General features: G+C 70.9%; 17 protein-coding genes and 2 tRNA genes. 9 read left to right on the forward strand and 10 right to left on the reverse strand.

Annotated elements, in window-relative coordinates:
* Positions 1-126 precede the first annotated feature (126 nt).
* The 9 genes from gltX to Q4A22_RS03265 form a co-directional block, all read right to left on the reverse strand.
* Positions 127-1,647, reverse strand: coding sequence for a glutamate--tRNA ligase (gene gltX, locus Q4A22_RS03225; RefSeq protein ID WP_303177177.1), 1,521 nt, complete (start codon positions 1,645-1,647; stop codon positions 127-129).
* A gap of 43 nt (positions 1,648-1,690) precedes the next feature.
* Positions 1,691-2,464, reverse strand: coding sequence for a fumarylacetoacetate hydrolase family protein (locus Q4A22_RS03230; protein WP_303177179.1), 774 nt, complete (start codon positions 2,462-2,464; stop codon positions 1,691-1,693).
* An 82-nt stretch (positions 2,465-2,546) separates the two neighbouring features.
* On the reverse strand, positions 2,547-3,644 hold the full coding sequence (locus Q4A22_RS03235; RefSeq protein WP_303177181.1) for a branched-chain amino acid aminotransferase: 1,098 nt from the start codon (positions 3,642-3,644) through the stop codon (positions 2,547-2,549).
* A 106-nt stretch (positions 3,645-3,750) separates the two neighbouring features.
* Positions 3,751-4,839, reverse strand: a complete 1,089-nt coding sequence (locus tag Q4A22_RS03240) for a 3-isopropylmalate dehydrogenase (protein ID WP_303177183.1) — start codon at positions 4,837-4,839, stop codon at positions 3,751-3,753.
* Positions 4,840-4,931: 92 nt separating this feature from the next.
* Positions 4,932-6,485 carry a methionine--tRNA ligase gene (gene metG, locus Q4A22_RS03245; protein ID WP_303177184.1) on the reverse strand — a complete coding sequence of 518 codons (1,554 nt, stop codon included), beginning with the start codon at positions 6,483-6,485 and terminating at the stop codon, positions 4,932-4,934.
* A gap of 157 nt (positions 6,486-6,642) precedes the next feature.
* The gene (gene ilvC / locus Q4A22_RS03250) at positions 6,643-7,668 is read right to left on the reverse strand and encodes a ketol-acid reductoisomerase (RefSeq protein ID WP_303177186.1); all 1,026 of its coding nucleotides are present in this window, start codon (positions 7,666-7,668) and stop codon (positions 6,643-6,645) included.
* Positions 7,669-7,750: 82 nt separating this feature from the next.
* On the reverse strand, positions 7,751-8,260 hold the full coding sequence (ilvN, locus tag Q4A22_RS03255; RefSeq protein ID WP_303177187.1) for an acetolactate synthase small subunit: 510 nt from the start codon (positions 8,258-8,260) through the stop codon (positions 7,751-7,753).
* Positions 8,261-8,263: 3 nt separating this feature from the next.
* Positions 8,264-10,141, reverse strand: coding sequence for an acetolactate synthase large subunit (locus Q4A22_RS03260; protein ID WP_303177189.1), 1,878 nt, complete (start codon positions 10,139-10,141; stop codon positions 8,264-8,266).
* Positions 10,142-10,410: 269 nt separating this feature from the next.
* Positions 10,411-11,382, reverse strand: a complete 972-nt coding sequence (locus Q4A22_RS03265) for an NAD(P)-dependent oxidoreductase (RefSeq protein WP_303177191.1) — start codon at positions 11,380-11,382, stop codon at positions 10,411-10,413.
* 163 nt (positions 11,383-11,545) lie between these two features.
* Here Q4A22_RS03265 and Q4A22_RS03270 point away from each other — a divergent pair.
* Positions 11,546-11,618 (forward strand) — tRNA-Lys (locus Q4A22_RS03270).
* 203 nt (positions 11,619-11,821) lie between these two features.
* On the opposite strand, the gene Q4A22_RS03275 is transcribed toward Q4A22_RS03270, so the two are convergent.
* Positions 11,822-12,307 carry a MarR family winged helix-turn-helix transcriptional regulator gene (locus Q4A22_RS03275; RefSeq protein ID WP_303177192.1) on the reverse strand — a complete coding sequence of 162 codons (486 nt, stop codon included), beginning with the start codon at positions 12,305-12,307 and terminating at the stop codon, positions 11,822-11,824.
* Positions 12,308-12,588: 281 nt separating this feature from the next.
* Here Q4A22_RS03275 and bcp point away from each other — a divergent pair, with 281 nt between their 5' ends.
* The 8 genes from bcp to Q4A22_RS03315 all read left to right on the forward strand — a co-directional run bounded on the left by bcp (position 12,589) and on the right by Q4A22_RS03315 (position 20,512).
* Positions 12,589-13,062 (forward strand): thioredoxin-dependent thiol peroxidase, encoded by a 474-nt coding sequence (gene bcp, locus Q4A22_RS03280; protein WP_303177194.1) that lies wholly within the window; start codon positions 12,589-12,591, stop codon positions 13,060-13,062.
* Between the two features lie 244 nt (positions 13,063-13,306).
* A tRNA-Leu gene (locus tag Q4A22_RS03285) sits at positions 13,307-13,388 on the forward strand.
* Positions 13,389-13,445: 57 nt separating this feature from the next.
* Positions 13,446-15,053 carry an ABC transporter substrate-binding protein gene (locus Q4A22_RS03290; protein ID WP_303177195.1) on the forward strand — a complete coding sequence of 536 codons (1,608 nt, stop codon included), beginning with the start codon at positions 13,446-13,448 and terminating at the stop codon, positions 15,051-15,053.
* Between the two features lie 102 nt (positions 15,054-15,155).
* On the forward strand, positions 15,156-16,640 hold the full coding sequence (locus tag Q4A22_RS03295) for a malate:quinone oxidoreductase (RefSeq protein WP_303177197.1): 1,485 nt from the start codon (positions 15,156-15,158) through the stop codon (positions 16,638-16,640).
* A gap of 256 nt (positions 16,641-16,896) precedes the next feature.
* Positions 16,897-17,286 carry a MarR family winged helix-turn-helix transcriptional regulator gene (locus Q4A22_RS03300; protein WP_303177198.1) on the forward strand — a complete coding sequence of 130 codons (390 nt, stop codon included), beginning with the start codon at positions 16,897-16,899 and terminating at the stop codon, positions 17,284-17,286.
* 179 nt (positions 17,287-17,465) lie between these two features.
* Entirely contained in the window at positions 17,466-18,545 is a 1,080-nt protein-coding gene (locus tag Q4A22_RS03305; protein WP_303177200.1) for a YihY/virulence factor BrkB family protein, read from the forward strand.
* A 189-nt stretch (positions 18,546-18,734) separates the two neighbouring features.
* Positions 18,735-19,832 carry an S-(hydroxymethyl)mycothiol dehydrogenase gene (locus Q4A22_RS03310; protein WP_303177201.1) on the forward strand — a complete coding sequence of 366 codons (1,098 nt, stop codon included), beginning with the start codon at positions 18,735-18,737 and terminating at the stop codon, positions 19,830-19,832.
* Positions 19,829-20,512, forward strand: coding sequence for an MBL fold metallo-hydrolase (locus Q4A22_RS03315; protein WP_303177204.1), 684 nt, complete (start codon positions 19,829-19,831; stop codon positions 20,510-20,512). Before Q4A22_RS03310 ends, Q4A22_RS03315 begins: the two co-directional genes overlap by 4 nt.
* Positions 20,513-20,660 lie beyond the last annotated feature (148 nt).

A 20,660-nucleotide genomic window follows, 5' to 3' on the forward strand; every position in this document is an offset into this window, starting at 1 on the left:
CGGAGCCGCTGGGGATGGCCGCCCAACGAGAAACAACTCACCCCGCCCGGGGCGCCCCGCCCCCCCCGGGCGGCGGGGCCGGCGCGGGGGGCAACGGCCCCGCCCGCCCAGGGACGAGGCGACGGCTCAGGCGTGGGCGAGCCGGTCCCGCAGCGCCGTGATGCGAGCCAGGGAGGAGTCCTTGCCCAGGATCTCCAGGGACTCGAACAGCGGCGGGGAGATCCGCCGGCCAGAGACCGCCGTGCGCACCGGGCCGAACGCCAGCCGGGGCTTGATGCCCAGCCCGTCCACGATCGCCTCGCGCAAGGCCGTCTCCACGGGCTCCGCCGAGAAGTCCTCGAGCGGCTCGAGGGCGGTCAGCGCGGCGTCGAGCACCTGGGGAGCGCTGTCCTTGAGCTGCTTGGCGGCATCCTCGGCGATCTCGATCTCGTCGTCCCCGCGGAACAGGAAGCCCAGCAGACCCTCGGTCTCCCCCAGCAGGTTCATGCGCTCCTGCACGAGCGGGGCCGCGCGGTCCAGGACCTCGTTCTCGCGCTCCGTGAGGGTCTCCCCCACCAGCCCCGCCGCCCGGAGGTAGGGAACCAGGCGGTCGCGGAAGTCCTGCGGGTCCAGCATGCGCACGTGGGTGCCGTTGATGGCCGTGGCCTTCTTCAGGTCGAAGCGGGCCGGGTTGGCCAGGACGTCGTGGATGTCGAAGTTCGCCACGAGCTCCTCGACCGAGAAGATGTCCTGGTCCGCGGACAGGGACCAGCCCAGCAGGGCCAGGTAGTTCAGCAGGCCCTCGGGGATGAAGCCGTTGTCCCGGTGGTGGAACAGGTTGGACTCGGGGTCCCGCTTGGAGAGCTTCTTGTTGCCCTCGCCCATCACGTAGGGCAGGTGGCCGAACTCCGGGATGAACTCCGCCACCCCGATGGCCACCAGCGCACGGTAGAGCGCGATCTGCCGCGGGGTGGAGGACAGCAGGTCTTCCCCGCGCAGCACCTGGGTGATTCCCATGAGGGCGTCGTCCACGGGGTTCACGAGGGTGTAGAGGGGCTTGCCGTTGGCACGCGCCACCACGTAGTCGGGGACGGAGCCGGCCGCGAAGGTGATCTCCCCGCGGACCAGGTCCGTGAAGGAGATGTCCTCGTCCGGCATGCGCAGCCGCAGCACGGGCTGACGGCCCTCGGCGCGGAACGCCGCCTTCTGCTCGTCGGTGAGGTCCCGGTCGAAGTTGTCGTAGCCGCGCTTGGGATCCTCGCCCCGCTCGCGGTGGCGCTGCTCCACCTCCTCCGGGGTGGAGAAGTCCTCGTAGACGTACCCGGCGTCCACCAGCCGCTGCAGGACGTCCTGGTATATCTCACCGCGCTGGGACTGCCGGTACGGCTCGTGGGGCCCGCCCACGTTCACGCCCTCGTCCCACGTGATGCCCAGCCAGTCCAGGGCGTCGAGGATCTGCTGGAAGCTCTCCTCGGAGTCGCGGGCGGCGTCGGTGTCCTCGATCCGGAACACCAGGGTGCCGCCGGTGTGGCGGGCCCACGCCCAGTTGAACAGCGCGGTGCGGATCAGCCCCACGTGCGGGGTGCCCGTGGGAGACGGGCAGAAGCGCACGCGGACGGGAGTTCCCTCGGGAACGGTGGGATGCAGGGTCTCAGCGGAGTCAGTCATGATGCGCCCATTCTACGGGTAGCCCGCCCAGCGCGGGCGGGGATCACCGGCGCAGGACGGTGGTGAGCTCGCCGATCCCCTCCACGGTCACGCTGAGCCGGTCCCCCTCGTCCACCGTGCCCACACCGGCAGGTGTCCCGGTGAGGATCACGTCCCCGGGCAGCAGCGTGAACGCCTCGGAGACGTAGGAGACGAGCGTGGCCACATCGAACACCATGTCCGCGGTGTTCCCGTCCTGGCGCAGCTCGCCGTTGACGCTCGAGCGCACGGACAGCGCGGAGGTGTCCAGCTCCGTCTCGATCCACGGGCCCAGGGGGCAGGCGCCGTCGAAGCCCTTCGCGCGCGCCCACTGGCCGTCGTTGCGCTGGGCGTCGCGGGCGGTGAGGTCGTTGGCGGCCGTGTAGCCGAAGACGACCTCGGGCACGCGCTCCACCGGCACGTCCTTGCACATGCGCCCGATGACCACCGCGAGCTCGGCCTCGTAGGAGACCTCCTCCGTCCAGGAGGGCAGCGTGACGGGGTCCCCGGGGCCGGAGACCGCCGTGTTTGGCTTGAAGAACAGCATGGGGCGGCTGGGGACGTCACCGCCCATCTCCGCGGCGTGGTCGGCGTAGTTGCGGCCCACGCACACGATCTTGGAGCGCGGGATCACCGGCGCCAGGAGGCGGGCCTCGGACACCGCCACGGTGCGCTCCAGCTCCTGGACCCCCACGTAGAGCGGGTCCCCCGTGAGGTAGTGCAGGACCTCCTGCCCGGGCTCCCCGTGGACGGTGCCGTAGTGGATCTCGTTCTCGTGTGTGAACCGTGCGATGCGCATGTCCCCAGGCTACACAGCGGCCCCGGCCCGTTCGTGACGGGCCGGGGCCGGGGTGGTGCGCTCGCCGCGGCGCGGTACGGTCTCACACCAGGCGGGTCAGCCAGCCGTGGGTGTCCTCCGCGCGGCCCGTCTGCACGTCCAGTAGCTGCTGGCGGATGGCCATGGTGACCTCGCCCGGCTGCTCGTCCTCGGAGCCGATGACCTCCTCGTGGCTCACCAGCCGCCGCACCGGGGCGATCACGGCGGCGGTGCCGCACGCGAACACCTCGGTGAGGTGCCCGGAGCGCTTGCCCTCGCGCCACTCGTCCAGGGTGAAGGCCCGCTCCTGCACGTCCATGCCCCGCTCCTTCGCCAGCTGGATCACGGAGTCCCGGGTGATGCCCTCCAGAATGGTGCCGGTGAGCTCCGGAGTCACCAGGCGGCCGTCGTCGAAGACGAAGAACACGTTCATGCCCCCGAGCTCCTCCACCGCTCCGCCGCGCTCCTGGTCCAGGAACAGCACCTGGCTGCAGCCGTGGGCGTCGCCCTCCATCTGGGCCACCAGCGACGCCGCGTAGTTGCCGCCGCACTTGGCGGAGCCCGTGCCGCCCTTCCCGGCCCGCGCGTACGTCTCGGAGAGCCAGATGTCCACGGGCTCCACGGTGCCGAAGTAGTTGCCCGCCGGGGAGGCGATCACGGAGAACAGCGCCCGCTTGGAGGGCCGCACCCCCAGGAAGGGCTCGGTGGCGATCATGAACGGCCGCAGGTAGAGGGACTCACCGTCACCCGAGGGAACCCACCGCTCGTCCAGGGACACGAGCTCGCGGATGGCGTCCACGAACGTCTCCTCCGGCAGGGTGGGCAGGGCCAGGCGCTGCGCGGAACGGTTCAGACGCGCGGCGTTCGCCTCCGGGCGGAAGGTCCACACGGAGCCGTCCGCGTGGCGGTAGGCCTTCAGGCCCTCGAAGATCTCCTGGCCGTAGTGCAGCACGGCGGTGGACGGGTCCAGGCTCAGCGGGCCGTAGGGCTGAACGCGGGCGTTGTCCCAGCGGCCGGTGCCGTTCTGGACGTCCCCCTGCCAGTCGATGCAGACCATGTGGTCGGTGAAGTGCTGGCCGAAGCCGGGGTTGGCCAGCACGGCCTCGCGCACCTCGTCGGTGGCGGGCTGCGGGTTGGGCTGCGTGACGAATGCGGTGCTCACGGGTGTTCTCCTTCGACGGTGGTGCGAACGTCACCCGTCCGGCGGCGCGGGGCAGGAACGTGATCTGTCTCTCCAGTATGCCGTCCCGCGCGGACGGCATCCGTGGCTAGGCGCCGGGCGTGCGGAGCCGGGTCACGACGTCGTCGCCCACTCGCGCGGTGGCGCGGCCGGAGGCGCCGTGCTCCTGGAGGTCTGCGCGGACTGCACGGTCGATCCGCTCCGCGAGCTCGGGGTGGCCCAGGTGCTCGAGCATCATGGCGCCCGCCAGGATGGCGGCCGTGGGCTGTGCCGTGCCGGTGCCCGCGATGTCCGGGGCGGAGCCGTGGACGGGCTCGAACATGGACGGCGCGGTGCCCTCGGCATTGATGTTGCCGCTGGGGGCGAGGCCGATGCCCCCGGTGACCGCCCCGGCCTGGTCCGTGAGGATGTCCCCGAAGAGGTTGTCGGTGACGATCACGTCGAAGCGGGCGGGATCGGTGGTCATGAAGATCGTGGCGGCGTCCACGTGCATGTAGTCCACGGTGACGTCCGGGAACTCGCGGGCGAACTCGTCCACCGTGCGCTGGTAGAGGCGGCCCGCGTTGACCAGCACGTTGTGCTTGTGCACCAGGGTGAGCCTGCGGCGGGGACGGGTGGCGGCCAGCTCGAACGCGTAGCGCACGAGCCGGCGCACGCCGTGGGCGGTGTTCACCGAGACCTCGGTGGCCACCTCGTGCTCGGTGCCCGTGCGCAGCGTCCCGCCGTTGCCCGCGTACAGGCCCTCGGTGCCCTCGCGGACCACCACGAAGTCGATGTCACCGGGCTCCGCGAGGGGACTCACGGTGCCGGGGTACAGGGTGGCGGGGCGCAGGTTCACGAAGTGGTCGAAGCCGAAGCGCAGCTTCAGCAGCAGGTCCCGCTCCAGGAGACCGGAGGGGATGCGCTGGTCGTTCGGGGCGGCACCCACCGCGCCGAAGAGGATCGCGTCGTGGGCGCGCAGGCGCTCCATGGTCTCGTCGTGCAGCACCTCGCCGGTCTCGAGCCAGTGCTGCGCACCGAGCGGGTACTCGGTCTTCTCGAGGGTGACCCCCGCCGGCTCGCACACCGCGTCGAGCACCTTCACCGCCTCCGCGACCACCTCCGGTCCGATCCCGTCCCCGGGCAGGACGGCGATGGAGTGGTGGCGAGGGGTCGCGGGGGCAGTGGTTTCGCTCATGGCCCCACCCTAGGGGCGGGATCCACCACCCATCCACATGGTGAACCGGTGTTTCACATGGTGAGACACCGGCGCGGGTCGGCCTCCTCCCCTCACTCGGCGGCCGCGGCCGGCTCCTCGTAGCGGGGGAACACCCCGGTGGGCTTCGGCAGTGCCGTGCCCGGGACCAGCCGGGTGCCGAGGGCGCTGAACGCACGGTTCTCCCCCTCCGGCTGGCCGAGCTGCTCCAGGAGCCGGGCCATCGAACCGGGCATGACCGGCTGCACCAGGATGCCCACGATGCGCAGCACCTCGGCGGTCACGTACAGCACGGTGGCCATGCGCTCCGGGTCGGTCTTGCGCAGCACCCACGGCTGCTGCGCGGTGAAGTACCGGTTGGCGGAGGCCACCACGCGCCACACGGACTCCAGCCCGCGGTGGAAGGCCAGGGCGTCGAAGCAGGCGCGGTAGTCAGCGACCACCGCCTCGGCCTGCTCGAGCATGGCGCGGTCCTCGGGGGTGAGCTCCCCTGGCTCGGGGACCGCTCCCCCCAGGTTCTTGGCCACCATGGACAGGCTGCGCTGGGCCAGGTTGCCGAGGTCGTTGGCGAGGTCCGAGTTGATGCGCCCCACGATCGCGTCGTGCGAGTAGTTGCCGTCCTGGCCGAACGGCACCTCGCGCAGCAGGAAGAACCGCAGCGGGTCCAGCCCGTACTCATCGACCATCGCGTGGGGGTCGATCACGTTGCCCACGGACTTGGACATCTTCTCGCCCTGGTTGAACAGGAACCCGTGCGCGAAGACCTTCCGGGGCAGCTCGATCCCGGCGGACATCAGGAACGCCGGCCAGTACACGGCGTGGAACCGGGCGATGTCCTTGCCGATCAGGTGCACGTCCGCGGGCCAGAAGCGCTGGAACAGGGGGTTCTCGGTGTCGGGGTAGCCCAGCCCCGTGAGGTAGTTGGTGAGGGCGTCCACCCACACGTACATCACGTGCTCGGGGTTGCCCGGCACGGGCACGCCCCAGTCGAAGGTGGTGCGGGAGATGGACAGGTCCTGCAGGCCTCCGGACACGAAGGAGGCGATCTCGTGGGAGCGGGACTCCGGCTGCACGAACCCGGTGCGGTAGAGCTCCAGCAGCCGGTCCTGGTAGCGGGAGAGCCGGAAGAAGTAGCTCTCCTCCTCCGTCCACGTGAGCTCGGTGCCGGTGCCGATCGAGTAGCGCTGCCCGTCCGCGCGGACCTCGGTCTCGTCCTCCGCGTAGTAGGCCTCGTCCCGCACGGAGTACCACCCGGCGTACGCCCCCAGGTAGATGTCCCCGCTGGCCTCCATGCGCCGCCACAGTTCCTGCGACGCCGCGGCGTGGTCCGCGTCCGTGGTGCGGATGAAGCGGTCGTAGCCGATCCCCAGCTCGTCGTCCATCTCCCGGAAGCGCGCGGAGTTGGTGTCCGCGAGCTCACGGGGGGTGGTGCCGAGCTTCTCGGCGGTCTGCTGCATCTTCTGACCGTGCTCGTCCGTGCCCGTCTGGAAGCGGGTCTCGAACCCGTCCAGGCGCTTGAAGCGCACCAGGGCGTCGGCGGCGATCGCCTCGTAGGCGTGGCCGATGTGCGGGCGCCCGTTCGGGTAGGAGATGGCCGTGGTCGCGTAGAAGCGAGTCTGCTCAGTCACCCCACCACTCTAGCCACCGCGGACGCCCTCCCGGCGCCACCCGTGGCGGAACGCGGGCACGACGACGCCGCGGTGCCCCTCCCGTGGGAGAGGCGCCGCGGCGTCGTCGTGAGGTGTGCCGTGCCCCGCCGCAGCGGGCGGCGGGGCGAGCCCTGGATCAGCGGGCGGCGGTGCCCTCGGTGTAGTCCTCGTCCGTCTGCTCCCACGCGAACAGCGAGCGCAGCTTGCGGCCCGTGGTCTCGATCGGGTGCTTCTCCTCCTTGGCGCGCAGCTGCTTGAACTCCGTGCCGCCGTTCTTCTGGTCGTCCATGAAGCGCTCGGCGAAGGTGCCGTTCTGGATGTCCGCCAGGACCTCCTGCATGCGCTCCTTCACGGAGGGGTCGATCACGCGCGGACCGGAGACGTAGTCGCCGTACTCGGCGGTGTCGGAGATGGACCAGCGCTGCTTGGCGATCCCGCCCTCGACCATGAGGTCCACGATCAGCTTGAGCTCGTGGAGCACCTCGAAGTAGGCGATCTCCGGCTGGTAGCCGGCCTCGGTGAGGGTCTCGAAGCCGTACTGCACCAGGTGGGACATGCCGCCGCACAGCACAGCCTGCTCGCCGAAGAGGTCGGACTCGGTCTCCTCGGTGAACGTGGTCTCGATGACACCCGCACGGGTGCCGCCGATGCCCTTGGCGTAGGACAGCGCGAGCTGCAGGGCCTGGCCCGAGGCGTCCACCTCCACGGCCACCAGGTCCGGGACACCGCGCCCGGCCTCGAACTCGCGGCGCACGGTGTGGCCGGGGCCCTTGGGGGCCACCATGGCCACGTCCACGCCCTCGGGTGCCGTGATGTAGCCGAAGCGGATGTTGAAGCCGTGCGCGAAGAAGATCGCGTCGCCCTCCTCCAGGTTCTCCCGGATGGACTCCTCGAAGACCTGCGCCTGGACCTGGTCCGGGGTCAGGATCATGATGACGTCCGCCTCCTTGGCGGCGTCCGCCACGGAGAGCACGCGCAGGCCCTGGGCCTCGGCCTTGGCGCGGGAGGACGAGCCCTCGTTCAGGCCGATGCGCACGTCCACACCGGAGTCCCGCAGGTTCAGCGCGTGCGCGTGGCCCTGCGAGCCGTAGCCGATGATGGCCACGGAGCGGTTCTGGATGATGGAGAGGTCGGCGTCGTCGTTGTAGTAGATCTTTGCCATGTGCTCTGTCTCCTTGACTAGCGGGTGGGTCGGTGGGGGCTCCGGGTGCTGCCCGGGGCCGGGTTTCGGGGTGTTCCCCGGGTCAGTGGCGCAGGGCCCGGTCCGACATGGACTTGGGGCCGCGTCCCAGGGCCACGGTGCCGGCTCGGACGATCTCCCGGATCCCGAAGGGCTCCAGCACGTCCAGAAGCGCGTGGACCTTCTCCCGTGATCCCGTGGACTCGATGACCACGGACTCGGTGGACACGTCCACGATCGTGGCGCGGAACAGGTCCGCGGCCTGAGTGACCTGCAGCCGGGTGGCGGCGTCCGCGCGGACCTTGACCATGATGTGGTCCCGCTGCACCGATGCCTCCGGCGGGAGCTCCACGATCTTGATCACGTTCACGAGCTTGTTCAGCTGCTTGGTGACCTGCTCCAGCAGCTCGCCCTCCGCGTCCACCACCACGGTGATGCGCGAGACCCCGGAGAGCTCCGTGGGACCCACCGCGAGCGAGTGGATGTTGAATGCGCGGCGGGCGAAGAGCCCGGCCACCCGGGTCAGCACGCCCGGCTTGTCCTCCACCAGGACGGAGAGGGTGTGTCGGCTCATGGATCAGTCCTCCGTGTTCCACTCGGGAGTCATGTTGCGGGCGATCTGGATCTGGTCGTTCGACACCCCGGCGGGCACCATGGGCCACACCATCGCGTCCGCGGAGACCACGAAGTCGATCACCACCGGGCGGTCGTTGATCTCCAGGGCCTTCTGAATGGTGGCGTCCACGTCCTCGTCGCGCTCGCACCGCAGGGCGGCGCAGCCGTAGGCGTCGGCGAGCTTCACGAAGTCCGGGATCCGGCGGGAGTCGTGGCCGGTGTCCAGCTCGGTGTTGGAGTAGCGCCCGTCGTAGAACAGGGTCTGCCACTGGCGCACCATGCCCAGGGACGAGTTGTTGATCACCGCCACCTTGATGGGGATGCCGTTGAGCACGCAGGTGGCGAGCTCCTGGTTGGTCATCTGGAAGCAGCCGTCCCCGTCGATGGCCCACACCACGCGGTCCGGCTGGGACACCTTGGCACCCATGGCCGCGGGGACCGCGAAGCCCATGGTGCCGAGACCCGAGGAGTTCAGCCACTGGCGGGGGCGCTCGTAGTCCACGAACTGCGCGGACCACATCTGGTGCTGGCCCACACCGGAGACGTAGACCGCCTCCGGACCCGTCAGCGCGGAGATCCGCTCCACCACGTGCTGGGGGCTGCCGTGGCCGTCGTCGGTGCTGGTGTAGCCCAGGGGGTAGGTCTCGCGCAGCGTGTCGAGCGTCTCCCACCAGGTGCTCAGGTCCGGCGCCTGAGCGGCGTCGAACTCGTGGCGCACGGCCTGGGTGAGGTCCGGGATCACGTACTTGAGGTCGCCCACGATGGGCACGTCCGCCGGGCGGTTCTTGGAGATCTCGGCGGGGTCGATGTCCGCGTGGATCACCTTGGCGTGGGGGGCGAACGTGTCCAGCTGGCCGGTCACGCGGTCGTCGAAGCGGGCGCCCAGGGTGATGAGCAGGTCCGCCTGCTGCATGGCGTAGACGGCGGGCACCGTGCCGTGCATCCCGGGCATCCCCAGGTTCTGCCGGTGGGAGTCCGGGAACACACCGCGGGCGGTCAGGGTGGTGACCACGGGAGCCCCGGTGAGCTCGGCCAGCTGCATCAGCTCGGCCGCCGCGTCCGCCCGCACGGCCCCGCCACCCGTGTAGAGGACGGGGCGCCGCGCCTCGGCAATCAGGCGGGCGGCCTCCTTGATCTGCTTGGAGTGCCCGCGCGTGACCGGGCGGTAGCCGGGAAGCTCCACGTGCGGCGGCCAGGTGAACGTCAGAGTGGCCTGCTGGGCGTCCTTGGCCACGTCCACGAGCACCGGACCGGGCCGCCCGGTGGAGGCCAGGTGGTAGGCCTCGGCGAGCACCCGGGGGATGTCCTGCGCGTCGGTGACCAGGTAGGAGTGCTTGGTCACGGGCATGGTCATGCCCACGATGTCCGCCTCCTGGAAGGCGTCCGTACCGATCGAGGAGCTGGCCACCTGCCCGGTGATCGCGAGCATGGGGATGGAGTCCATGTTGGCGTCCGCGAGCGCCGTCACCAGGTTCGTGGCACCCGGGCCGGAGGTCGCGATGCACACGCCCACCCGGCCGGAGGCCAGGGCGTACCCCTCGGCCGCGTGACCGGCGCCCTGCTCGTGGCGCACCAGGACGTGGTTGATCTTCTCGGTGTCCAGCAGCGGGTCGTAGGTGGGCAAGATCGCGCCGCCCGGCAGCCCGAAGACGTCCGTGACACCGAGCAGCTCGAGCGAGCGGATGATGGCCTGGGAGCCCGTCATCTCCTCCGGGCCCACGGCCTGTGCGGCGTCGCCCGTCAGCAGTACCTGGTCCGACTCGGGGGCCTGGGCCGTGGGCGCGGACGGGGCGCGCCGCTGGGCCATCACCGCCGGTGAGATCGGCTGGTCCTTACTCATGTGCTGTGTCCTTACGTGCTGTGGTGTGCGAGGTGCCGAGCGGGGTGGTGCGGGCGGGGTGGCCGGCGCGGGGCCGCACTGCATGAAAAAGGCCCCTGCCACGGGTTCCGTGGGCTGGGGGCCTGTGGGGTGCGCGCTCTCGTGCGCTCCTCAGGCCCGGAGTCCCAGGAGGACGACCGGTACGAGGTCACCGAGAGTGCGTGCCGCCGAATTCATGGCTTCATCGTGTGACCCGGCAAACCCCGGTGTCAAACTTCGGACAGTGCGTCTCAGATCATGAGACGCCCCGGCTGGACCAGGAACTCTGGGGGACGACCCGTCCGGATCAGCTCCAGCTGCCGCAGGAGCAGGGCGCGCATCCGCGGCCGGTAGGAGGCGTTGGAGCCACCCACGTGCGGGGTCAGGATGGCCCCGGGGGCGGACATCAGCGGGTGCTCCCCCGGCAGCGGCTCCGGCTCCACCACGTCCAGTGCGCAGCGCAGCCGCCCGGAGCAGACCTCGGCGGTCAGTGCCTCGGTGTCCACCACGGGGCCGCGCCCCACGTTCACCACCAGGGAGCGCTCGGGCAGGGCCGCGAGCTCCTCCGCGCCCACCAGGTGCCGGGTGTCCCGGGTCAGGGGCAGGGCCAGCACCAGGACGTCGGTGCGGGGCAGGATCTCCCCCAGCTCCGCGATCCCGTGGACGCGCCCGCGCTCGTCCTCGCGCGCCGAGGTTGCCACGCGGGTGAGATCCACCTCGAAGGGTTCCAGGCGGGACACCACGGCACGGCCGATCTCCCCCAGCCCCACCACGGTCACGCGCGAGTCCGCAAGGGAGCCCGAGAAGTACTGGCGGTACACCCCCTCGGCCTGCTGGCGCACCGCACGGTCGATCCTGCGCCGGGACGCGAGGATCAGCCCGAGGGCGAGCTCCGCGGTGCCCGCCGCGTGCACCCAGCCCGCGGAGGTCAGGGCGGTGCGCTCGCCGATCAGCTCCGGCACCCCGTCGTAGCCCGTGGACTGCAGCTGCAGCAGGGGCAGCTCGGCCACCACGGACGGGTTCTCGCGCCAGCGCGAGCTGCCGTAGGGTGCCACGGCGATCCCCACGTCCTCGCGTGCGCACCCCTCCGGCTCCCCCTCCAGGTCCCACAGCACGCACCGGAAGTCCGGGGCCGCGGCGCGGACCTCCTCCAGCAGCTGCGACTCGGGCAGGGAGACCACGCGCAGGGCGGACAGGGGAACGTCGGGGCGGGGACCACTCATGGCTCCGAGTCTACGGCGCCCCGTGCGCCGTCACCTCCGCCCACCTCGCACGACGCCGCCGGGTGCGCGCCCCGATTTGACTCCCCCCGCCGGACTGCTAAAGTTATCTCTCGTTGCGAGGGAAAGCGGCAGGGAAAACCACCGCCGACCACCAGCGACACCCGCGCCTCTAGCTCAATTGGCAGAGCAATTGACTCTTAATCAATGGGTTCAGGGTTCAAGTCCCTGGGGGCGCACGCACGAAAAACGAAGGCCGGATCGGGCAACCGATCCGGCCTTCGTCGTACCCGGGGGCCCACAAGCGGCAACGCGCACACGGGGGTGACGCCCATCCGTCGTCGGGCCTTTTTCTGCCGTCCCGGTCGACCCCCCGCACGTGAGGCCTCCCGCCCTAAAACCGCCGTGGACCGCCGCGACGCTCCTGCCGGGGCGGACCGGCTCAGCGCGCCCGGGTCTCCTCGTCGGGGACGAAGATCTCCCCGCGCTCCTCCGCGACCTCGAGACGCCAGCGGACCCCGCCGAGCGTGGAGATGATCTCCACGAGGCGGGCACGGAACTGCTCGTCGGAGTCCTGCGGGCCACCCAGCAGCCCCTGCTCGAGCCGGGAGGCGTCCGCGAGCACGCGCTCACCCGCCGGGGAGATGCTGACCACGTGCGAGCGCCGGTCGGCCTCGTTCCGGGATCGGGTGATGTGGCCGTGCACCTCGAGCCGGTGCAGGGTCTTGCCCATGGTCTGCGCCTGGACGCGCACCCGGTTGGCGAGCTGGGCCTGGGTCATGCTGCCCTCGGAGCGCAGCACGTCCAGCGCCATCACGCCGGCGTGGGTCACTCCGAGGGAGGCGAGCTCCTCGTTCCACGCGTGCTCCACCAGTCGAGCCGCCGTGGAGAGCAGACGGTTCGTGGGCCACTGGTTCCTGTAGGACATAAGATAACTTCATCCGCTCGACGCGATCCGAGGTCATGGAACACGCGACGTCCGGCGTCGCGAGCGCCGCTTCCGTGTCTCACGGCTCGCACGCTGCTCGGAGGATCGGACCGCACATCGTGGAACCGGCGGGAGGGCGTCGGAGGGGCAGATCCCGGCGGGCGTCAGCGCGCCGCTGACGGGCGGCCGTCCGGTCTGGAAGACTCCGATTGCACCCCTGCACTGTACGCGAGGTCGCGGACATTAGGGAACACCTGTCACCACAGCGGAAGGAACACCCCATGACGGATCGCCTCACGCCCGGCACCACCGCACCGGACTTCACCCTGCCGGACGCCCACGGCAACCCCGTGTCCCTCCACGACCTGCGCGGCGGGAAGGTCGTGGTCTACTTCTACCCCCGCGCGGCCACCCCCGGGTGCACCACCCAGGCCTGCGACTTCCGGGACAGCATGGCCTCGCTGGGCGCCGCGGGCTACACGGTGCTCGGCATCTCCCCCGACGCCCCCGAGGCCCTCGCCCGCTTCGCCGAGGACCAGGACCTGGGGTTCCCCCTGCTGTCCGACCCGGACCACCGGGTGGCCGAGGCCTGGGGCGCGTGGGGTGAGAAGAAGAACTACGGCAGGGTGTACGAGGGGCTCATCCGCTCCACCGTGGTGGTGGACGAGCACGGCACCGTGGAGCTCGCCCAGTACAACGTGCGCGCCACCGGCCACGTGGCCAAGCTGCGCCGGGACCTGGGGCTGGACGGCTGAGAACCCGCCACCCCACCAGGGGTGGCGGGCACGCGAGGCGGCGCGGCGGCGTCGTCGGCCTTCCCGCCAGGACCCACCGCCACACCCCTTCACCCGGGCACACGGCGCGGGACGGAGGTGAGAGGGCGGCGGCGCGAGGCTGCGGCGAGGGGGCGGCCCTGACACGCGGGCCGGGGAAGCGGCCCCGCCTAGTATGGTGGGCGGTCTCGGGGAGACCCGGCCGTGGCGCCGGGAACCCGGAAGGGCGCGAGTGGTGGAACTGGCAGACACGCAGGATTTAGGTTCCTGTGCCTCACGGCGTGCGGGTTCGACTCCCGTCTTGCGCACAGGGGCACCACGTCCCGTCCAGCGGAACGGGTGCACGGCGGCAGAGAGGGTGCGGGGTGACGGCTGAGAACAGCTTCGGGCGGCGGACGCTGCTCACCGCCGCGGGCCTCGGACTGGCCCTGGTGGGCTGCGGGGAGAACCGCTCGCGGTCCTCCGGCAGCGGCTCCGCCCCGGACGCGACGTTCGTCATGGCCCACGCGGCCGCCCCGACCGGTCTGGACCCCTCGCGGCGCAGCTCGCAGGAGACGTGCCAGATCTCGGCGCAGATCCTGGAGGGCCTCGTCACCGCGGACCGCTCCACCGGGGAGCCCGCCCCCGGCCTCGCGGAGTCCTGGAGCGTCTCCGAGGACCGCCGCTCCGTGACCTTCACGCTGCGCGAGGGCGTGGTGTTCCACGACGGCACGGCCTTCGACGCCGCCGCCGTGAAGGCGAACTTCGACAAGTGGCGGCGGCAGGCCGAGTCCTCCGAGCAGTGGGCTCCGTACTGCCCGTTCGCCACCACCTTCCGCCACGGCCACGCCGCCCCGTCCGTGGCCACCTGCTACCGCGGCACCGAGGTGGAGGACGAGCGGACCGTGGTGCTGTCCCTCACCCGGCCCTACACCCCGCTCCTCACCGCCCTCACCCAGCCGCCGTTCGGCATCGCCTCCCCCGCGAGCATCCGGGAGGGCACGGAGGACGAGCACCCCGTGGGCACCGGACCCTTCCGGTTCGAGTCCCGCGGCGCCGACGCCGTGAAGCTGCGCGCGAACGAGCGGTACTGGGGGGACCGGGGGCAGGTGGGCACCCTGGAGATGCGAGTGCTCACCGACGCCCGCGTGCGCTACGCCGCCCTGCTCAGCGGCGAGGTGGACGCCTACGACCTCGTGGGGATGGACGCGTTCGCGCCCCTGGCCCGCAAGGGGGTCCAGGTGCTCTACCGCGACCCCTACTCCGTGTCCTACGTGGGGATCAACCGCTCCGTGGAGGTCTTCCAGGACGTGGAGGTGCGCCGTGCCGTGGTCGCAGCCATCGACCGCGGGGCCCTGGCCAAGAACCTGTTCCCCAACGGCACCAACGTGGCCCAGCAGTTCGTCCCCGCGCGCTTCAACGTGGACGGGGAGAACACCACGCTGCCCGCCTACGACCCGCAGCACGCCAGGGACCTGCTCAAGGCCAGCTCATACCGCGGCCAGCGGCTGCGCTTCTGCTACCCGCGCCACACCTCCAGGATGTACCTGCAGGAGCCCGAGCGGGTCTACGCACAGATCTCCGCCCAGCTCACGAGCGTGGGCTTCCGGCTCACCCCCGTGCCGGTCGACTGGGACCGCGGCTACACGGACCTCGTGAGCGATCCCCGCGGCGACTACGCACTGAGCCTCACCGGGTGGAGCGGCAGCTTCCGGGACCCGGACAGCTTCATGGGCCCCCTGCTCGGCACCCCGCAGGCGCTGCTGGGGGGCGACGACGCCGGGTTGCGCACAGCGGTCAACCGCGCCGCCGCGATGCCCCAGGGGGACGCGCGCACGGCCGCGTACAGGACCCTCAACGACCGGGTCTCCGAGGTGGTCCCCGGAGTCCCGCTGTGCCACCCGGTCTCCGCGGTGGCCGTGAACTCCCGGGTGGCGGAGTTCCCGCTGACCTCCAGCGGCTACGAGCGCTTCAACGAGCTGCGCCTGGCCTGAGGGCCTCCCCGCACGTTGGGACATGTCCGGGGCTGGGGATACGCTGGTCGACGAACGGCGAGGCGCAGCGCCGCGCCCCATCATGCACGCACGGGAGACACAGTGACTTCACCCCACCCCACCGAAACCGCCGACGTAGTCCTCGTGGGCGCCGGCATCATGAGCGCCACGCTGGCCACCCTGCTCAACGACCTCCAGCCCGACTGGAAGATGGTCGTCCTGGAGCGCCTCGACGCCGCCGGGCTCGAGAGCTCCAACGCGTGGAACAACGCGGGTACGGGTCACTCCGCCCTGTGCGAGCTCAACTACGCGCCCCAGGCCGCGGACGGCACCGTCAGCGCCAAGAAGGCCCTGACCATCAACGAGCAGTTCCAGGTGACCCGCCAGATGTGGAGCTCCCTGGTGGAGAACGGCACGCTCGGGGCGCCCGCCACGTTCATCAACCCCGTCCCGCACGTCTCCATGGTCTTCGGCGAGGAGCACGCGAACTACCTGCGCGCCCGCTACGAGGCGTTCAAGCCCCACAAGCTCTTCGAGCGCATGGAGTTCACCGAGGACCGCGACCTCATCGCCCAGTGGGCGCCGCTGACCATGCACGGCCGCGGCGCCGGTCGCGTGGCCGCCACCTACGCCCCCGAGGGCACGGACGTGGACTTCGGCTCCCTGACCAACCAGCTGCTGGACCACCTGAGCGGCCGGGAGATCACCGTCCGCTACGGCCAGGAGGTCACCACCCTGGACCGCCAGAGCGACGGCTCCTGGCTGGTGTCCGTGGAGGACCGCCTCAACAGCGACAACAACAAGGTCATCCACGCCGGGTTCGTGTTCCTGGGCGCCGGCGGCGGCGCGCTGCCGCTGCTGCAGAAGTCCGGCATCAAGGAGGCCGAGGGCTACGGCGGGTTCCCCGTCTCCGGGCTGTTCCTGCGCAACACGGATCCCGCGGTCACCTCCCAGCACAACGCGAAGGTCTACGGCCAGGCCTCCGTGGGTGCCCCGCCCATGTCCGTTCCCCACCTGGACACCCGCTGGGTGGACGGGCGCCGCGCCCTCATGTTCGGCCCCTACGGCGGGTTCAAGCCCAACTTCCTCAAGCACGGCTCCCTCCTGGACCTGCCCAAGAGCGTGCGGCTGCACAACATCTACCCCATGGCCCGCGCGGGCATGGCCAACCTGGACCTCGTGAAGTACCTCCTGGGCGAGCTCACCAAGACCCGCGCCCAGCGCATCGAGGCCCTGCACGAGTACTACCCCACCGCGGACGGCTCCCAGTGGGAGCTGATCGAGGCCGGTCAGCGCGTGCAGGTCATGAAGTCCGACCCCAAGAAGGGCGGTGTGCTGCAGTTCGGCACCGAGCTGGTCACCAGCGCGGACGGCTCGATCGGCGCGCTGCTGGGAGCCTCCCCCGGCGCCTCCACCGCAGTGCCCATCATGCTGAACCTGATCTCCCGCTGCTTCCCGGCCAAGATGTCCGAGTGGGAGCCCCGCATCAAGGAGCTCATCCCCTCCTACGGCACCACCCTGGACGACAACCCCCGGCTCGCGGACGAGATCATGGGCCACACCTCCTCGGTGCTCGGCATCGGCTGAGCACCCCGCCCACCGTCACCGCGGGGGCCGTCACGCGTCGTGCGTGGCGGCCCCCGCGCCGTCGTGTGCCCTGATCCGTGGACAGCCGGGGGCCGTTCGACCACAAGTGTGGACACCGGCGGCAGGGTCCGGCGGGCGCCCCGCTCGTACGATGGAATCAACGTTCATAGGGGGTGAACGTTGCATGAGGGGGGAATGTATGACGTCAAGGGGGAGTATCGAGGCGTGGGACGCACTGAGCCGTTGCCACGTGTCGGTGACCCGTCAGCTGCAGCGCGACGTGGACCTTCGCGGTCTCTCGCGGCGCGAGTTCGAGGTCCTCGCCACGCTCTACGGCGCGGACCGCAGCGGACTGCGGCTGCGTGATCTCAACAGCCACGTGCTGCTGACGCAGTCCAGCCTGTCGCGGATGCTCGAGCGTCTCGAGAACAAGGGGTACGTGACCCGGCGCCAGGACTCGCAGGACCTGCGGGGCGTGCGGGTGGCCCTGACCGAGGCCGGGGGTCGCCTCTACGAGGAGATCTCCGAGAACAACGACCAGAAGGTCGCGGACGTGATGAGCACGGTCCTGGACGCCCAGGAGATCCGGGTGCTCACGCGTCTCAGCGAACGCATACACCAGTACGCGCTCTCGCTGTCCCGCTGATCCGAAACGCCGCCCGAGGGCGAGTCGAACAACCGCGCCCGTGGTGCCACCACGGGCGCGGTTGTCCGTTCGAGGGGTCCCGCACGTGCCATCAGGGCGCAGCCGCGCCGCGGATCAGTAGAATGCGCGGTGAACCTGTGCTCCGCCGTCATAGCTTCCTTCCCCTCGAGAGGATCCCCATGTCAGATCAGTACCTGGAGTCGACAGAAGCCCGGGAGGACACCGCACCGCGCCCGGACCACGACTCCAAGCCCGACTCCCCCGGCAAGCTCAAAGGATACTCATGGGGGTACATCTTCAAGCGGGCGCTGTACGAGTTCACCAAGGACGGGTGCACCGACCTCGCGGCCACCCTCACGTACTTCGCCGTGCTGTCGATCTTCCCCGCCCTGCTGGCGCTGGTCTCCCTGCTCGGTGTCTTCGGCCAGGGTGAGGCCACCACGAAGGCCATCCTGGACTTCCTCAACCAGTACGCCCCCGCGGACCTGGTGGAGCTGCTCTCCGATCCCATCTCCCAGCTGACCACCCAGTCCGGTGCCGGACTCGCCCTGGTCGTCGGCGTCGTCGGCGCGCTGTGGACCGCTTCCGGCTACACCGGGGCCTTCTCCCGCGCCATGAACCGGATCTACGAGGTGGCCGAGGGCCGCCCGTTCTGGAAGCTCAAGCCCATCATGCTGCTCGTGACCCTCGTGGTGGTCCTGATCGTGGCGGCCGTGATGATCATGGTCCTGCTCTCCGGTGATCTCGCACAGGTCCTGGGCGATGCCGTGGGGCTGGGATCCACGGCCGTGACCGTGTGGAACTGGGCCAAGATCCCCGTGGTCCTGCTGCTGCTGGTGCTGCTCATCGCCATCCTGTTCTACGCCACGCCCAACGTGCAGCAGCCCAAGTTCCGGTGGATGAGCCCCGGTGCGGCCATCTCCCTGGTGTTCATGATCGTCGCCGGGCTGGGCTTCGCGTTCTACGTGGCCAACTTCGCCAAGTACAACGCCACCTACGGGGCCATCGGCTCCGTCATCATCCTGCTGCTGGGACTGTGGATCATGAACAACGTGCTCCTGTTCGGCGCCGAGGTGGACGCCGAGCTCGAGCGCGGGCGCCAGCTGCAGGGCGGCATCCGGGCGGAGGAGACCATCCAGCTCCCGCCGCGGGACACCACGCAGGTGAAGAAGCTGCAGCGCAAGGAGGAGAAGCTCGAGGCGGAGGGTCGCAGGATCCGGCTGCGCACCGAGCACGTGGACTACACCAAGGAGCGCTGACACCCCGGGGACTCCACGTTCCCATCCGGCAGGGCCCGCGCGGTGCACACCGCGCGGGCCCTGCCGTCGTCTGCGGGCGGGGACGGGTTTCACCGCGGGGCGAACGCCTCCCCGGAGCGCACGCCGCCCCGGGGTCGCAGCCCGCATACTGGAAGGACACCGAAGCGAGCACGACGACGGAGGCAACGCATGCACAAGGTCAAGGGCGTAGTGGTCAGGGCCAAGAACGAACCCGCAACCGTGGAGACCATCCTGGTCCCGGATCCCGGGCCCGGCGAGGCCCTGGTGGACGTGCTCACCTGCGGGGTGTGCCAGACGGACCTGCACTACAAGGTGGGCGGCGTGGGGGATAACTTCCCCTACCTGCTGGGGCACGAGGCCACGGGTGTGGTCAGCGCCGTGGGCGAGGGCGTCACGGAGGTCGCGGTGGGCGACCACGTGATCCTGAACTGGCGTGCCGTGTGCGGCGAGTGCCGAGCGTGCCGCCGCGGCCAGCCGTGGTACTGCTTCGACACCCACAACGCCACCCAGAAGATGACCCTGGAGGACGGCACCGAGCTGGAGCCCGCCCTGGGCATCGGCGCCTTCGCCGAGAAGACCCTGGTGGCCGCGGGCCAGTGCACCCCCATCGAGTCCCCGCTCGAGGACGAGCAGTACGCGGCGGTCGGTCTGCTCGGCTGCGGCGTCACCGCGGGCATCGGGGCGGCCATCAACACCGGCGCCGTGCAGCGCGGGGACTCCGTCGCCGTCATCGGCTGCGGCGGGGTGGGAACCGCCGCGGTGGCCGGCGCCGCCCTGGCGGGGGCCACCACCATCATCGCGGTGGACGTGGACGACGAGAAGCTGCGCACCGCCCAGCGCCTCGGCGCCACCCACGTGATCAACTCCCGTTCCGCGGACCCGGTGGCGGGCATCCGCGAACTCACCGGCGGCCACGGCGCGGACCTCGTGATCGACGCCGTGGGTGTGGCGGACACCTTCATGCAGGCGTTCCAGGCCCGGGACCTCGCCGGGCGCATGGTGCTGGTGGGTGTGCCCGACCCCGGCACCGTGGCGGAGCTGCCCCTGGACGAGGTCTTCTCCCACGGCGGATCCCTCAAGTCCGCGTGGTACGGGGACACCCTGCCCACCCGCGACTTCCCCATGCTCGTGGAGCAGTACCGGCTGGGTCGCCTGGACCTGGACGCCTTCGTCTCCGAGCGCATCGCGCTGGAGGACGTCGACGCCGCGTTCGACACCATGAAGACCGGCAAGGTCCTGCGCTCGGTAGTGGAGCTGGACCGGTGAGCGCGCAGCCCCGCCCCGTGCTCACGGACCCCCGCGGTGGCGTGACCGTCACCAACTGCGTGACCGAGGGGACCTTCTCCCTCGACGGCGGCACGTGGGAGGTGGAGAACAACGTGTGGGTCGTGGGCAACGCGACCGAGTGCGCGGTCGTCGACCCCGCCCACGACCCCGACGCGGTGCTCGCCGCGGTGGCCGGGCGCACCGTGACGCACGTGCTGCTCACCCACGGGCACGACGACCACATCAAGGCGGTGCGGGAGTTCGTGGAGCGTGCCGGCACGGACGCCCCCGTGATGATGAGCCACGAAGACCTCATGCTGTGGCACGCCGTGCATCCGGAGGGACCCGAGCCGCAGCCGCTGCACGACGGCCAGCGCATCGTGGCGGGCACGGTCGCGTTCACCGTCCTGGCCACCCCCGGGCACTCCCCCGGCTCCGTGGTGTTCCACGCCCCGGATCTCGGCGAGCACGGGGTGGTGTTCACCGGTGACACGCTGTTCCAGGGTGGGCCGGGCGCCACGGGCCGCTCCTACTCGGACTTCCCCACCATCATCGAGTCCATCGAGCAGCGGCTGCTGAGCCTGCCGGAGGACACGCTGGTGCTGCCCGGTCACGGCGAGTCAACCACCGTGGGCCGGGAGAAGCCCCACCTGCCGGAGTGGATCGCCCGGGGCTCCTGAGGCTCCACCCGTCCGCGGACGCGCACGACGCCCCCCGGGCCCCCCCTCAGAGCGGGAACCCGGCGGCGGCGTGCGCCGGGGCGGCAGGGGGCTCCGGGGCGGCGGGATGGTCCCGGGCGGCAGCGTGGCCCGGGGCAGCACCCCGCCC

It is taken from the genome of Kocuria sp. (assembly GCF_030530945.1).
Taxonomy (GTDB): Bacteria; Actinomycetota; Actinomycetes; order Actinomycetales; family Micrococcaceae; genus Kocuria.

Excerpts from the sequence above, each read along its gene's own strand:
- gltX (WP_303177177.1), bottom strand. The coding sequence starts at position 1,647 with ATGACTGACTCCGCTGAGACCCTGCATCCCACCGTTCCCGAGGGAACT.
- Q4A22_RS03230 (WP_303177179.1), bottom strand. The coding sequence starts at position 2,464 with ATGCGCATCGCACGGTTCACACACGAGAACGAGATCCACTACGGCACC.
- Q4A22_RS03240 (WP_303177183.1), bottom strand. The coding sequence starts at position 4,839 with ATGAGCGAAACCACTGCCCCCGCGACCCCTCGCCACCACTCCATCGCC.
- ilvC (WP_303177186.1), bottom strand. The coding sequence starts at position 7,668 with ATGGCAAAGATCTACTACAACGACGACGCCGACCTCTCCATCATCCAG.
- ilvN (WP_303177187.1), bottom strand. The coding sequence starts at position 8,260 with ATGAGCCGACACACCCTCTCCGTCCTGGTGGAGGACAAGCCGGGCGTG.
- Q4A22_RS03260 (WP_303177189.1), bottom strand. The coding sequence starts at position 10,141 with ATGAGTAAGGACCAGCCGATCTCACCGGCGGTGATGGCCCAGCGGCGC.
- Q4A22_RS03265 (WP_303177191.1), bottom strand. The coding sequence starts at position 11,382 with ATGAGTGGTCCCCGCCCCGACGTTCCCCTGTCCGCCCTGCGCGTGGTC.
- Q4A22_RS03275 (WP_303177192.1), bottom strand. The coding sequence starts at position 12,307 with ATGTCCTACAGGAACCAGTGGCCCACGAACCGTCTGCTCTCCACGGCG.
- bcp (WP_303177194.1), top strand. The coding sequence starts at position 12,589 with ATGACGGATCGCCTCACGCCCGGCACCACCGCACCGGACTTCACCCTG.
- Q4A22_RS03305 (WP_303177200.1), top strand. The coding sequence starts at position 17,466 with ATGTCAGATCAGTACCTGGAGTCGACAGAAGCCCGGGAGGACACCGCA.
- Q4A22_RS03310 (WP_303177201.1), top strand. The coding sequence starts at position 18,735 with ATGCACAAGGTCAAGGGCGTAGTGGTCAGGGCCAAGAACGAACCCGCA.